Below are 14394 nucleotides of genomic sequence, written 5' to 3' on the forward strand. Positions count from 1 at the left end.
TACACTCCTTATGATGTTGACGGTTGACGGTTGACTGTTCACTGTCCACTGTCAACCGTCAACCGTCAACAGCGAACTTGAATTTACTATTCCGATGCTAACGGATTGGATATAAGGGGTGGAATCCTTGCTGGACAATGGTTTCAAGTGCTGCGAAAGCGGATGATGTTAGGAGCAACACCCTCTTGCTCGCATCCGCACCGGGCGGGGAGAAAGCCCCGCCAGCAATTCTATCTACTCGCCCTCTGTCAAAGCTGAATCTTCCTTATGGTGCGAGTTGCTGTAAAAACTAGCAATAATCGCCACCATCAACCACCACAGCATATTAACTTCCGGCCGGTACCAAACTGTATCGACAAAACCGTGGGCCATCATGCCGGCTAAAGTTGCGATCGCCCCAATCAACCAAAACCCCTGATTCGATTTGAGATTTGGGATTTGAGATTTGGGATTTCGGGATTCTTCCTCTAAATTAGAGATGTTAAATTGTGCATCCCGCAGATTTTTGATCTGCAACAAACCTTGATTGACGGTGACAGTCATCAGCCAAAGGAAACACATTAAACCGATAAAACCGGTTTCCACCGCAATTTCCAGCAGCACGGAATAAGCGCTCAAAGCAGTGAATCTCGGCTTCATATAAAGCGGATAAACTTTATTAAAAGCAGTGTTTCCCGGCCCAATTCCGAGAATTGGCCGATCGCGAATCATGTCAATCACCGCCGTCCAAACATTAATCCGAAAATTGTTGCTGCTGTCACCTCGGCCGATAAACATACTCGAAACTCGATCGCGCAGAGGCTCGACTAAAGCCACTCCCAAAATTAAGGCTCCAGCCAAACCTCCTAACCCTAACGGCAGCGCCCAAGTTCGCCAGAACCGAGGCATCAAAGGGCTGTACCAGTACCACAGCAGCACTAAAAATACCACCAGTAGAGCCACAAAACCGATCCAAGCACCCCGGCTGTCCGTGTAGCGCAAACACGCGCAATTCACTATCAGCATCGTCAGCGCTAAAATTTTTGTTCCCCATCCTTTCCACACAAAAAGTGCGGCGGCGCTCAATGCAATAGCTGGCAGTAAATAGGAACCCAGCAAGTTAGGATTTCCCAGAAAGCTGTAAACTCGCGTGACATTGGCTTGAGTAGAAGTCGGATCGTTCCAAGTAGCTAATGGCGGCACTTTGTCAATCCACTGCCGCACGCCGTAGAAACTGACAACTAGAGAGACGTTCAAAAATACGGCAATTAACCACGATCGCCAACGGGGCGATCGCAATATCCGAGCCATCAGCGCAAAAAACAGCAAATACAGCGTTAGCTTGCTCCAACCAGTAGCAGCGGCGACTTTCACCGGCGACATGGCGGTTGCGACGGTGGCAATGCCCCAGTACAGCAGTACCAGCAAGTGAATCGGCGTGAAGGGGATCTCGCGATCGTCCGAAACAGTCAGCAGCACCCAAAATGCAGCGCTCGCCGCCATCAATACCCCCACCAAGGCATTGTTTACAAACGGCGCAAAACCGAAAGTCAAGGCCAGCAAAACAAAACCCAAGGGTTCTGCCCACTGCATCAGCCAGCTACTTTGTCGCCAACTGCGTAAAGAGCCGATCGCCAAATTGAATAAATAACTTCTACTTTGCCACTGAGAGAGTGGCAAATTTGCCAGAGTTAACTGTTGCCAAACTGAATTCATTTTTAGATTGATTATTGGGAATTGGGAATGGGGAATTGAGTCTAAAAGCATGGACAATTGGTACTAACTCCAATCTTGCGCCATTCTTCCTGAAGGCTTTTCTGGTCGGCTCCCCAAAGAATAAATTTCTTGTGGGTGGGGCACGCGAGCCCGCGCCTAAAAGGCTTATTGAGAATGGTGCAACATCTCAGTATTAATTAACAAATGACTTGTTTCTTCTTCCTTCTTCTTTCCATCCGTTACATCCGTTAGAAAATCCGTTGCCGAACTTCCTTCTTCCTTCTTTAGCCTTCCAACAATTCCGTAGCATTTGTGCAGGGCAGCCAGAGCACGTAGCGATATCCAGATTCCGGGGTTCCTTGAATCGAGAGTTGACCGCCTTGAATTTCCACCAATTGGCAGCAAAGCAGCAGCCCCAAGCGTTCCCGCGCCCCGTAACCAGCTAAAACAGGTGCGCTATCCTCTGCATTCTGTGCCACCAAAGCCGCCAACTCAGAAAACGCCAGCGTTAAGCGCTGCGAACCCTGTGTCGGGAATTGCGGTTCGAGTCCGAGGGAGTCGGTTTCGGAGTTCGATGGCGAACCGCTACCAGATCCGGCATTCAACAAGTAGTCGGTGTAGAGTTTAGCATGGGGCAAACTTTCCCCTAACCAAGGATGAAAAACCCAAACTCCGATGTTGATACCGTCTTCTTTCCGAGAAACGTGGACTCGAATCACGCTGCCTGCCCCAGCAGATTGAATAATGCTAAAAATTAAGTGGTGCAGCATTTGCTGAACCTTATCTTTATCTACCAACCAGATGCGCGACCCGGGCCCCATCGACAAATTAATTTCTTGCTCTCGTCTACTTGCCGCGGAGGACAGGATGGTCACAACCTGCTGGCACAAAGTTTCTATATCGACTGCGGTTCGCTTCAAGGTGAAAGCGGAATCATCTAGTTCTGCCAGTTCCAAAATTTCTTCAACTAGCGATCGCAAAGAGCGGCTGCTGTCTTGGATCACGTCAATATATTCTTTTTGCTTGCTCGTTAAGGGGCCATAAATTTCTTGTTTCAACACGCTTGCCATGCCGAGGACAGAAGTGAGTGGTGTGAGCAATTCCTGCGCTAAATTATTTAGCAGTTTTACCTTAATTGAGTTAGTAGACAAATCGATAGGTTTGTTAGTCATCGCTAATTTTTATTGGTTCATTGTCGAGCGAGGTTTTGCGGTTCATTAGACCTCTTCCAAAAGTCTATAACAATTTGTTTATAATTCACCAAAAAAAACGTAGTGAATAAACATATATATTCCTTCTTCCCTAAAAGCTCTTGTTTATCTGAGTAATTAAGATTTAATCATTGCTTCTAAAGCTGATTGCAAGTCTTGAGTGAGTTCGGCAACTGCTAACCTGCGGCTGGTTTGATATCGATCCCAACGATCGCTCACTGATATGGGTTCGCCCACGGTCATTTGTACTTGCTGTTTGCCCAACTTGGGGCGACCGAAAGGATTTCCCCCTTTGATGCGAGCCAGTACGTCCCACAGCAGTAAAGTTGTTTCTGCCAAACGTTCTGCTGTCAGTTGTTCTTCGACGTACCTGCCCGTGACGGACACGAAACTTTCTACAAGTCTCATGTGCCACATCCGAAGACTTGCTTCTTCAGCGAGGCGATCGGCTAATCCTCTTTCTAAGGGAGAAAGTGCTGCAATATCTTTGATATCTTCTCGATAAATATACTCCCAGCCTGCTTGTTCCAGACGGCGGCAGCGGTCTATTAAACTGCCTTTGGGCTTTAAGTTAAAATATTCTTCTGCTACTTGCAAACCCACGTCTAACAAAGCTTTCAGTCGAGCCATCATTACTTCATTGCCCGAATCATTTCCCGTTTTTTCTGGTAGCGATAGTGATGTCAAAATAGATGTTTCAGGCAGTAAAGTTTTATGATAAAAACGGCTGTAAAATTCTTCCATTACTGCTAGCAAATGGCTGCCAAGTCGAATCAGGCGCAGATATTGGAATTTGTGATTGTGGTTTTCGGAATCGGAATTTGCAGTCTTTAAATTTTCGATGTCGGTGCGATCTAATGGTGGCAGTCCGCAATCAATTTCTAATTGAGTTAAAAGTTTTTCTAGGGGTTGCCAAGGTGGGTTGATATAGCGGTATTGAATGCCGATCGGCACAATTAAAACTTTTTCAGTGCGTCCGGCTTTCAGCAAATCTTCAACGCACCAGAAGCCCATTTGAGCAATTCCCGGTTCGAGGGGGCTAACTATTTCATTGTGACCGTTGGTAGCGCCTTCTGGGGCGGCGGCGATCGGGAATTGGCTGTTGGCAAATAAATTGCGGGCCGATCGCAATCCGACGCGATCGATTTTACCGCGAACAATCGGAGTGCCACCGAGTTGGGAATACAACCAGCCGACTCCCGCACCGGCCCACAGGGGAATGCCGCGATCGTAGATAAAGTGGGAATGTACGGGGAATTGCAAGGGAATGCCTTTGGCGCGCGCTGCCTGGGGAACGAGTTTCCAAATTAGTTGTCCCAAACAGTAGGGATCGTCTGAGTTGGGATGGCGGAAGGCTAGCAAGAAGCGAACTTTCTGATTTTGAAATTGGTGGAATAGTTCGGCGAGGGTTTCGACGTTTTCGGCTTGAACGTGGCTGATACTCGTCCGAAATCGCAGCCACCAGGGGAGTATTTGCTTACAACCTTGCATCACTAGCGGGTTGTAGGCTGGGGGTATAAATTCCAGCGGCGGCTGAACTTGGCTAATTGAATTGGGCATTTTGCGATTTTAAATTTTAGATTTTAGATTTTAGATTACTAGGCTGCGGTAAAATTTTCCAATTTTTATGATGCTGAAGTTTTTTTATTAACCGCAGAGGACACAGAGGACACGGAGGAAGAGAGGAGATAGCAAAGCGTGTCAATTTAACGTCAAAAGTATTACCCGTCTTGGATTGAATATCATGTCCAGTCGATCGACCCCAATATTTTGGTCGGGGCGGGTTTAGGGGATTTCTGGCTTATATTACAGATCGGGGGTGAACTAGCCTTGACCAGAATTAGGATTATTTTACAGGACTAGATATGAAACCATCATCTTTTTTACCCCCCTACCCTTGACAAGGGGGATGCGAGGGGGTCAGAAACTCGACTAAAAACGAGATTTATCCTCAGTTTCAGCCTTCACCACAGCTTTTTGCAATCTAAAATCTAAAATCTAAAATCCTATTGTGCGGCTTCAAATATCATTTCCTGGAAGTTAATGACATCCGATCGCGGATCGCAGTGTGTGACTTTGACTTCTAGTCGATCGCCTATTGCGACCGATCGACCAAATCGCATTGCCAATTCTAAACCCAAATCTTCCAATAAAATCAATCCGAGATTGCTGTCTTCCCTCAGCCAGCGCAGCATTAAAGCTTCCCAAACTTCATCGGGGTTGCGCCGCAAATATTCCAATCCCCAATAGCGGTTGGTTTGGCGTTCGACGGTGGATGCTTCTTTAACTGCGGTGCCGAGACACATCACAATGTCCTGTATTTCTTCAGCGGAAAAAGGCAGTGATTCGCCCCGCAGGTGGGCTTTGATTTGGAAGTGCGTCAGCAAATCGGTATAGCGGCGGATCGGGGAAGTAACTTGAGTGTATAATTCCAAACCCAAGCCGGCGTGGCGTCCGGGGGTAAGGCCCATTTCGCTGCGGGGCATACAGCGGCGCACGGCGCAAGCGCGGGCGGGGCCTGCAGGTACGGCCAGCAGTTCTTCATCGGGAGGGAGTTCGGGCTGTGGCTGATAGCGGTAGGGTATGGGCAGGCTATGGGCTTGACCGTAGCGGGCGGCTAGTTCGCCGGCTAAAATCATCATTTCGGCTACTAGCATCCGGGCTGTGGAGTCGTCGATGACGTGGATTTTGATGTCGTCGCCGTTGACTTTGATGACGGATTCGGGCATGAAAATGCTGATTGCGCCTTGGGCTTCCCGCCATTTTTGGCGCAGTTTTGCCGCAGAGGCGATCGCTGCTATTTCCGGTTCTGCTTCGATTCCCAACTCCAGCATTTCGTCTACGTCATCGTAGGTCAAGCGGTAGGTGGGTTTTATGGTGCTGATGTGGATGCTATAATCTTGAGCCGCGCCGATTTCGTCTAAGGTGACGCTGAAGCTGAGGGCGCTGCACTCTTTGCCTTGAATTAAACTCATTGGCCCGGTTGCCAAAGCTGGGGGAAACATGGAGATCATTCCCGTGGGCAGGTAAACCGTAGTGGTGCGCTTTCTGGCTTCGAGGTCGAGTTCGTCTCCGGGGGAAAGCAAGCGGGTGGGATCGGCGATGTGTATCCAGATCCGCTGCTGGCCGTTTTCGAGGAATTCTAAGCTGAGGCCGTCGTCGATTTCGGTTGTGCTTTCGTCGTCAATCGTGTAAACCTTGAGGTGAGTTAAATCGAGACGATTTGTGTCGGAGTCGGTTGGGGGATTTTCTAGGCAGCGTTGGGCCACTTCTAATACCTTTGCGGAGAATTGTAGGGGAATTTGGCTTCGCCGCAAAAACAGGTTTTCGTGGGTACTCCAGAGGCCGAGATCGACTAGGAGGCCAAATGCTGCTTCGGGGTTTTCGGACCGTTGTAAGCTGGCTAAAGTTTCTAAGGCTGGGGTGCGGTGTGTTGCTTCTTCTCCGAGGAGGGCAAAGCGTTCTAGGGCGTCGAGGCGAGTTCGATCGCTATTTTCCCAATCTACATTTTCCCCTGCCAGCCGCTGTTTGACTCGATCCCAAAATCCTTGGGATTCTTGGTGTCGCTGCTGTTCTACTTCTTGCTGGTGTTTGATTTCGGCTACTTGGGCTGCCGGTCGCGGTTCGTAGCGATCGCCCTTTTGTTTGAAATACAGTTTGTCTGTTGATAGCAAACAGTAAGCCGCGTAACACTGGGCCGCACTACTCTCCGAAAATAGCAGCATTGCCAGGGATTCGGGATCTGCTGTTTCTCCGTCACCGACTAAAAGTTCCCAAGCTACTTCTAAACTCGACGGATCTGAGTATGCTTCTACTTCTTTGAGAAATTTGGGAATATCGGAGGGTTTGTATGTTTCTCCGACTACTTCGTAGGTGATTTGTTTGGGCGGTATGCTGTGCGGTTGACTGTTTTCGTCTACCACCACCCAGTTTTTCTTGCCGTCGGGGCGATCGGCAACTGCCAGACGGCGGTCGCCGTGCACTCTAAATTCTACTAACGTTCCCTTCTCCACTTGCCAGCTTTATATTTGAGATTTTGGATTTTTACAGTAGCCACTTATCGAGTTTCGAGCTTGCGATTTTAGATTTTGGATATTGGCAATTTTTCTGGTCAATTGTGAAAGTTAAAATCTAAAAAGTTGTTTTTTCTTCTTGCTTTTTTTTTTAACTTTTGACTTGTGATTAAGACTTGCGCTGCGGCGACTCTTAACCCTATTTCGCGATTATTTCGCTGCATTCTTGCTGCACTACTAATTACAGAAAGACGTTTTTTTCGCGCAAGTCTTATTCCCAGTCCAAAATCTAAAACCCAAAATCCCAAATCCTGTTAACCTTCTTGGTTTACGAAGGGCATCAAAGCTACAATTCTTGCTCTTTTGATGCTTCTGGTCAGGTCTCGCTGCTGTTTTGCGGTCAAACCGGTAATCCGGCGGGGCAAAATTTTACCGCGTTCTGTGACGTATTTTTTGAGCAAATCGACATCTTTGTAGTCGATCGGGTCTCCTGGTTTGATGGGCGAAACGCGCCGGCGAAAATAAGTCATGGTTTGTTGTTTGTTGACTGTTGTTTGTTGACTGTTGATTGTGAGTTTTTAGTTATTAGCCGTTAGTTGCTAGCCGTCAGGAAAGCATTGGTTAGTTATTTGCTTTTCGCGGCTCAATATCAATTGCCAACAACTGATGACTGATGACTAAGGACTAATGACTAATCACTACTTGATCTCTTTGTGGGCAGTGTGGCTGTTGCAATGGGGGCAGAACTTTTTGAGTTCCAGCCGCGCCGTCGTGTTGCGACGGTTCTTGGTGGTGGTGTACCGAGACACGCCTTTTGAGCGTTTGCTTACGTTTGTACGGCACTCAGTACACTCTAGAGTAATTATGATGCGGACGCCTTTAGCCATAATTCTAAATAAATTTCGACTAATTTAAACACAATTTATTATCTTCTCACATTGCTCTGCACTTGGTCAAGCAATCTTCTAACTTTGATGTCGAGGGAGTAGCCACGGCGGGTTCCGACGACGATCGTCCCGCCGATGCGATCGTGGAAAGCTTGGGGAAATCTTTCGGCGGAGGTGAGGGCAACGCTACAGTCGATCGCCAGGGGCAGCATCAGCAGCAAGACGGCGGCGTTGGTAGATGTGAGTCCACCTATACCTGCGAAGGCTAAGGCGGCGCCAAAGCCCAGTAAGGCTTCGCGCTTGCAGAGTTCTTGCACTCCGGGAGTCCGGTGGAATCTGGTATCGGCAATTTTCATGTCCAAGGCCCAGCGCCCCAGACTTTGACCTTGGTTTTTCCTGACGATGGCTACGCGCATGATCAGCCACAGCAGGACAAAAAATATGGTTTGGACAATCGCATTATTGCCCAGAAGCAAACTGGGCAGCCAAACTGCGATTCCGTCGATGCAGAGGGCCGCGGCGCGGCGGCCGACGGATACTTTGGGAAGGAGGGGTACTAAATCAGAACTCATAGGCAAAAAGGTCGATCGCCACTAGCTACTTTTTCATTTTTCATCTTAAGCTGTGGATTAATCGATCGGCATCAATGGCGCGTAACTCAACTTCCAAGCCAACCGCTAATTATTCAAGCTGAAAATGGATTTTCGCCAATTCCCAACTGCTTTTTCGACTTTTCCACCTGTTCCCACAGTGTTTGGATCTGAGTAAATGCCTGTTCCACAGAGATTTTACCGTTAGATGTCAAGGAACTGATGTAACCCACTCGCTGAGAAAACTCTTGTAAATTCGCATTAAATACCAAATTCTCTGGTTTTACCTCACCGTAATAGCGATTTTGAGGATATAAAAAATTTGAATTTGCTACCATTGCTTTAACCTCGCATGAAAAGTTGTTTCCTGAACTAATCAATAATATTATAAACTGCGAACACCTGCTCAAGTTGTGCCGTAAGTAGCAGAAATCATGTGACATTGGGCGAACTTTTTTGTGATGGGAATTACACGGACTGATCGGGGCAACAAAAACCTCAGTGATTTCACCTGTACAACTTACGCAGGCGGGGTCAACAACCAGGTTTCTGCCTTAAGGCTTATAACTTAGGATGTGGCGTCCAAACCAGGTTTTTGTTAGTCCATGACTGAGTTATTGAAATAAGTGACAAAAACCCCTGCAATGGATAATATTATTGCAGACATAAATAGTTAGAGTTTTAATAGGAATCTGCGTAATGTCTCCCAATGCGCTATCGCCCCGTCCCAAACCCCGGCTGAGGCAATTTTTAATTAGACTTGCCATTGCCGTAATTGCTGCTGTTATCGCCTTCAACCTTCCTCACTCCTTAATTCCAGTGTTTAAAGAATCCGTATCCCAAGCAACGCCGGCACCAGAAATCCAGAACTTGCTCACTGGCAAGCGCAAAATTGTGATAGTGGGCGACAGCATCACCGAGGCGGGGAAATACCCCGGAGGTTACGTTTGGCTGCTGGAACGCTATCTGAATGCCCTTTATCCCGATCGCAAAATCGAAATCATCAACGCCGGGATCGGCGGTAACAAATCGACTGATATGCAAGCGCGCTTCCAGAAAGATGCGATCGACCAAAAGCCAGGTTTAGTGATGATTAATGTCGGAGTCAACGACGTTTGGAACGCTTTCATAGACTTCCCAAACAATCAGTTTTATCCGGAAGGCAACTGGTCCGCGGGAGTGCAAGTGGCAGAATATCGGGAGAAAATAACTCAAATGGTGCTGGCCGCAAAAGCCGCAGGAATTCGACTTGTACTGCTTTCTCCTACTCTGATAGGGGAAAGTATCGACGGCCCAGAAAATCGCAGGTTGCAACAGTATGTTGCCGCGATGCGAGAAATTGCGTTAGAGAATCAGTGCTTGTTTATAGATTTGAATACGCCTTTTCGGGAAGTTATCGGCACGTATCAAAAGCACGCGGGCAAGACTCTGAATTTGTTGGCTGCAGATGGAGTGCACCCCAATCAATCGGGATATCGAATTATGGCTTTTACTATCTTGCGCGGTTTGGGCGTACCCGCAAAGGATATTGAGAATTTGGAAGTCAAAAATTGAATCTTTGAATTTAGTTAACAGTTGACTGTTGGCTGTTAATTGAAAGTATCAAAGCTACAAGCCCCCTGATTTATATCGGGGGTAAATTCTTCCAATATAAAATCTAAAATCTAAAATCATTCAATCGGCGGATGATACCGCTTTAACCAACAGCTACCGATAATCACCAACGCCACCACAACTATAATTTCCGTCCAAAAAAAGGAAAGGAAATCGCTGGCAGTTCCCACGGGAGGCACCCCCGGTTGAGCGTTGCGAATCGCGGGAAAAGCAAACAGCATGACAGCAGTCCAACTCAACATTCCCACTTCCGGCAACTTGCCTGATTTCATCACTTTCAATGCTAGCAAAAGCGCCATAATTGACAGCACCCACATGATCACAATTATCACTAACGCAAAGAATTTCACCGGCAGTGATCGAGTTGCAGAAACATCGATATAAATAAAGATAGATGAATTCTCTTCCATCGGCTTATAGCTGATGTCGAAACCGGGAACATCGGCATTAAACTTAAATTCCAGCGGCACGGGATTCAGTTCAAAGGGAGCAAACTTTTTCCCAATCGAAGGCAGCGGGTCAATCGAAATAGCTACTTTAGCAATGTGCCTATCAAACGGGTAATTGTTAATTTTTCCTTTGACTAAGTTAAACTTCAATGCAGGGACAATCATCGGTTTACCTTCTTTAAAGGTAATTTCCGAATCCGGTACGTTTGCGCCGTTAACTGTCATTAACAAGTCTTGAGCTGGGTAAGTTGGCCCTTTTTTATAGATACCTTTTAGTTCAAACTGCAAGCGGGCTTCTAATTCGTTTTTAATGGGATCAACGGCTATTAATGTCATTTTGACCTCAACCAAGCCTTTGGACGCTACAGTGCTTTCTGGAGATAGATTATAAGGCTCTTGAGCGTTAGCATTGTGAGAGTAAATAGATAAGATGATTGCGAAAATTGCGAGGAAAGTGCCAATTAAAATAAGTATTTTTTTGAAATTAAATATGTTGATAGTTTGCATTTATTATGATATTTTACATCTTGAATAGTTGTTAGCACTCCCAGCAGTCCGCCAGGGGTTTAAACCCCTGGCTCATAGCTAAAGTCGGTTGAAACCGACTAAAGAAACTCGATCGATAATAAATCTTGGTTTTAGTCCTCTTTTAGAGGACTTTCGCTGTGAGCCGGGGGTTTAAACCCCCGGCGGGCTGTGGCGCTCATCGGCGCAAGAACCAGGCGAATCAACGGGCAACTACGAACCGATAGGAAGCAGTACATTTGGTGTGAAACTTCCGTGCAAACCGTAGGGAATGTGCTGTTTTAAATGCAAGCGCGCTACCGGGCCTTTGGTGATGTCGCGAGCATCTAAAATCACTAAGGTCGATCGATGATTAGCTGCATCATACATTAAAACCAGCAGCCAGCCGTCATCCTCCGCAACAGCATCGGGACGGGTAACAAACACCGGTTCCCCCGCAAAACCGCGTGGTGCCGCACTCCAAATGTGCCTTTCACCAGTCACGAAATCAATTTTGAGGATAGCTTGCAAAGGAGCATTTCCCGTGGGAGCATCAGCAGCACCGATATAAAGATATCGGTAAGGCTGTCCGACATTATTGGGATGCAGAGTCGGAAACTCGCAGCACCGAGTTTCAACAACTTGATGCTGCACGGTTTTGTCTTGCAAATTTAACTTAAACCGCCACAATTCGCCTGCGGGGACGCTCTCAAAATCAACCTCGCGAAAATCGCCGTCCGCTTCTACTGTGGGAAATGATTCGTAACAAACTGAGTCAACAAAAACTTCGTCTCCTTCTTCCCAGGCGTTGCAGTGGTGGAAGACAAAACAAGGTTCGGTTTCTAATATCTTTACCTCGTCAGTGCCGTTGCGGGGAATTAAAATTGCTTGCGTTGGCTTGTTTGGCGAAAATTGAATGCACTGGGATGCACTCCGAAATCCTAACACGAAAAGCAGCGGATTGAAGCTGACGGGATTTTGGAAGAATATGCAGTAATTCGGGGTAATTACCATGTCGTGCAGGAAGGCAAAACCCGGTATTGCGTGGGCGTGACGCTGCAAAAGTTTGCCGCTTTCGTCGAGTTCGTAAATCGTGATGGTACTCGACAAACCGGGCTTGACCGAAAAGTTTACTAATCTGTCTCCTTTGCCATTTTTCCCTTTTTCAATTCTGGGGTGGGCGGCGAAGGCTTCACCGGGTTGTAAAATGCCGTCTAGAGTGTCTAAGCCGAGTGTTTCTAGGGTGCGGGGGTCGAGTCTGTAGGGCTGTGCGGCTTCCCAAAGTGCTAGCAGTTTGTCGCCCCAATAAATGATGTTGGTGTTGGCAATGTTTTTGATTTTGACATCAAAGATGTTGGCTAGCCAGCCCCCTGGCTTCTGTGTGCCGAAAACGCCTCGGTGGAGGATTTTTCCGGCTTTTTGTTCGGCGATATAGCCTTCTGTGTGTATGAATCGGTTGCGGAAATGGGCGCGACCTTCGGATATTGCGATCGCACAAACCATCCCGTCACCGTCAAACGGGTGGTGGATGCGCTGGCCGTTGACATCCAATAATCCCGGCCCGTTGCGAAAGAATGTGCCTTGCAAGCCAGCGGGGATTTCGCCTTCTATGTCGTCAATCCAGTAGTCGGATTCGTTGGGTTGGGATTCGTAACCGCGCTGCCAGTCTGTGCGATCGTATGATACGTTTTGAGCTGCGGTTTGAGATGCGGAAAGTTGTAAGTCTTGCATTGGTGTTACGGGAGCGAATTTTTTAACCGCAGAGAACACAGAGGGCGCAGAGAGAAGGAAAATCGGAGAATTTGGAAACACAGTTAAATTCATCCGTGTATCCGTGTCAAAATCCGTGTGTGCCTGCCTTTATTTGCTGTCTGCGGTGCGGCTTTGTGACCTTACTGTCGGTACTAAGTCGGGAAAGTATTCGGGCATGAAATGCTGTCCGCCTGGTTTGGAACTGCCGATTTCTGGTTCTAATACGGGAAGAGACTTTTGAGAATTTGGATCGGCGCTTTCTGTACTATCGGCGGGCAGCCAATTTAAGAAGGGTAGGGGCAGAAGTGTGGAGAGGTTTGTGATGACAATTAGCAGCCAGAGGTTATCGAAATTGCGATCGGTAATTCCTAGCAAGTGGGTCAAAAGTGCGCCGCCTTCGTGGGAAATAAGTCCTGCTAAGTTGGTGACTGACATCAATACGGCAAATAAAGTTGCTTCCACGCCTGGGGGACACAATCTGGCGGAGAGTACGAGCACCGGCATATAAGCAATTTGTCCGATTACTGTCAGGATCAGGCTGTCTCCGATGCTGAACCATTGATCGTCAATTCCTAAAGCTCTGTTGGCATGAGTTACTAATAATAAAGTAGTCATGCCCAAAGTAGCCGCAAGGACGGTTGACCAGCCAAAAATTACTCGAAATGGAACTGTTTTGAGGAAGCGTTGAAACAGCCAGATGCCGGCGAGGGCGGCAATGCTGGTAACGAGGCGCACTCGGCCCAGAAATTCTGGTTGAAAGCCTAATTCGTTGGTGGTGAAAAAGAAGAAGGCGGAGTCTGAGCTTGGGGTGGCTTGCCAGAGGAAGAGAAAGGCGGTGGGCAGCCAAATTGTTTTTTGGGTAACAGCTTGCCGCAGTTGTTTGAATTGGTCTTTGACTGTTTCAAAGTCGGTTCTTTTGTCGGTTTTTTCTTCGGCAATTAACCAAGCTGTTGCTGATACAATTAGCGGGAAAGATGCGGTGATTAAAAAGATAGTATGAGTGCTGAAGTGTTGCAGCAGGGAACCGCTGAGGTAGGCGGTAATTAGTCCGCCGAGGGCTGCAGCGCCCCAAGACAAGGATTGCAGGGAACCGGCGTCGGTAACGGATTCTTTTCTGGCCCTTTCGACTACCAGGGAGTCGGCGATTACGTCACTGACGGCGAGGGAGAGGGAACTCAGGGCGATCGCGCCTGTAGCTGCAAGCGGTGTGTGTACAATTGTTGCGAGGCTCACCCATGCTAAGGTTCCCAGCAGCCCGGAGAGGACGATGTAAGGGCGTCTGCGGTAGCCGAATATCGGTAAGCCGTCCGACATGAAGCCGAACACGGGTTTGATAATCCAAGGCAGGGCTACGACGCCCAGCATTGCCGAAACTTCTGCCGGACTCATACCTAGTTCGTCTTTGAGAAAGAAGCTGACGGCTAAGCGGGCTAGTCCGAGAATGCCTTGGACGAAGTAAATCAGTAAGATGGCTATGAGTTCGGGGGTTGGCTCATTCCCAAAGAATACTTTTTCTTTTAAAGATTCTTTGAGTTTGCTGACGCCGGAGGAGGAAACGAGCATTTTAGCAATATTTCTTAATGAATCTCAATATTTATAACACATTCTTAATGGCTTGCGGGAACTGTCGGAGGTGGGATGCGGAAGTGACGGGGAAGTGGCAGGTAATATAAAATTAT

At 47.6% G+C, this 14394-nt stretch carries 12 protein-coding genes; 1 reads left to right on the forward strand and 11 read right to left on the reverse strand.

Features of this window, described 5'->3' with window-relative positions; genetic code table 11:
- Positions 1-234 precede the first annotated feature (234 nt).
- The 8 genes from QUA90_RS21920 to QUA90_RS21955 form a co-directional block, all read right to left on the reverse strand.
- On the reverse strand, positions 235-1695 hold the full coding sequence (locus QUA90_RS21920; protein WP_333447709.1) for an IctB family putative bicarbonate transporter: 1461 nt from the start codon (positions 1693-1695) through the stop codon (positions 235-237).
- A gap of 284 nt (positions 1696-1979) precedes the next feature.
- Positions 1980-2867 carry a histidine kinase dimerization/phospho-acceptor domain-containing protein gene (locus QUA90_RS21925; protein ID WP_333081781.1) on the reverse strand — a complete coding sequence of 296 codons (888 nt, stop codon included), beginning with the start codon at positions 2865-2867 and terminating at the stop codon, positions 1980-1982.
- A 156-nt stretch (positions 2868-3023) separates the two neighbouring features.
- Positions 3024-4466 carry a 1-acyl-sn-glycerol-3-phosphate acyltransferase gene (locus QUA90_RS21930; RefSeq protein WP_333447711.1) on the reverse strand — a complete coding sequence of 481 codons (1443 nt, stop codon included), beginning with the start codon at positions 4464-4466 and terminating at the stop codon, positions 3024-3026.
- A gap of 446 nt (positions 4467-4912) precedes the next feature.
- Positions 4913-6919, reverse strand: a complete 2007-nt coding sequence (locus tag QUA90_RS21935) for a ribonuclease R family protein (RefSeq protein ID WP_333447713.1) — start codon at positions 6917-6919, stop codon at positions 4913-4915.
- 314 nt (positions 6920-7233) lie between these two features.
- Positions 7234-7449, reverse strand: a complete 216-nt coding sequence (gene rpsR, locus QUA90_RS21940) for a 30S ribosomal protein S18 (RefSeq protein WP_006631377.1) — start codon at positions 7447-7449, stop codon at positions 7234-7236.
- A 168-nt stretch (positions 7450-7617) separates the two neighbouring features.
- Entirely contained in the window at positions 7618-7806 is a 189-nt protein-coding gene (gene rpmG / locus QUA90_RS21945) for a 50S ribosomal protein L33 (protein WP_006631376.1), read from the reverse strand.
- A gap of 38 nt (positions 7807-7844) precedes the next feature.
- Positions 7845-8378 carry an RDD family protein gene (locus QUA90_RS21950; protein WP_333447715.1) on the reverse strand — a complete coding sequence of 178 codons (534 nt, stop codon included), beginning with the start codon at positions 8376-8378 and terminating at the stop codon, positions 7845-7847.
- 113 nt (positions 8379-8491) lie between these two features.
- Positions 8492-8734, reverse strand: coding sequence for a DUF7219 family protein (locus QUA90_RS21955; RefSeq protein ID WP_190658612.1), 243 nt, complete (start codon positions 8732-8734; stop codon positions 8492-8494).
- Positions 8735-9095: 361 nt separating this feature from the next.
- On the opposite strand from QUA90_RS21955, the gene QUA90_RS21960 reads away from it, so the two are divergent.
- Complete coding sequence (locus tag QUA90_RS21960; RefSeq protein ID WP_333447717.1) at positions 9096-9950, forward strand: SGNH/GDSL hydrolase family protein; 855 nt, start codon at positions 9096-9098, stop codon at positions 9948-9950.
- Positions 9951-10066: 116 nt separating this feature from the next.
- Here the strand turns inward: QUA90_RS21960 and QUA90_RS21965 are convergent, their stop codons facing one another.
- The 3 genes from QUA90_RS21965 to QUA90_RS21975 form a co-directional block, all read right to left on the reverse strand.
- Positions 10067-10966, reverse strand: coding sequence for a DUF4436 family protein (locus QUA90_RS21965; RefSeq protein WP_333322712.1), 900 nt, complete (start codon positions 10964-10966; stop codon positions 10067-10069).
- A 231-nt stretch (positions 10967-11197) separates the two neighbouring features.
- Entirely contained in the window at positions 11198-12694 is a 1497-nt protein-coding gene (locus QUA90_RS21970; protein ID WP_333322711.1) for a carotenoid oxygenase family protein, read from the reverse strand.
- A gap of 129 nt (positions 12695-12823) precedes the next feature.
- A complete protein-coding gene (locus tag QUA90_RS21975; RefSeq protein ID WP_333322710.1) occupies positions 12824-14278 on the reverse strand; it encodes a folate/biopterin family MFS transporter in 1455 nt (484 codons plus the stop codon).
- Positions 14279-14394 lie beyond the last annotated feature (116 nt).

It is taken from the genome of Microcoleus sp. D3_18_C4, assembly GCF_036702355.1.
GTDB lineage: Bacteria > Cyanobacteriota > Cyanobacteriia > Cyanobacteriales > Microcoleaceae > Microcoleus.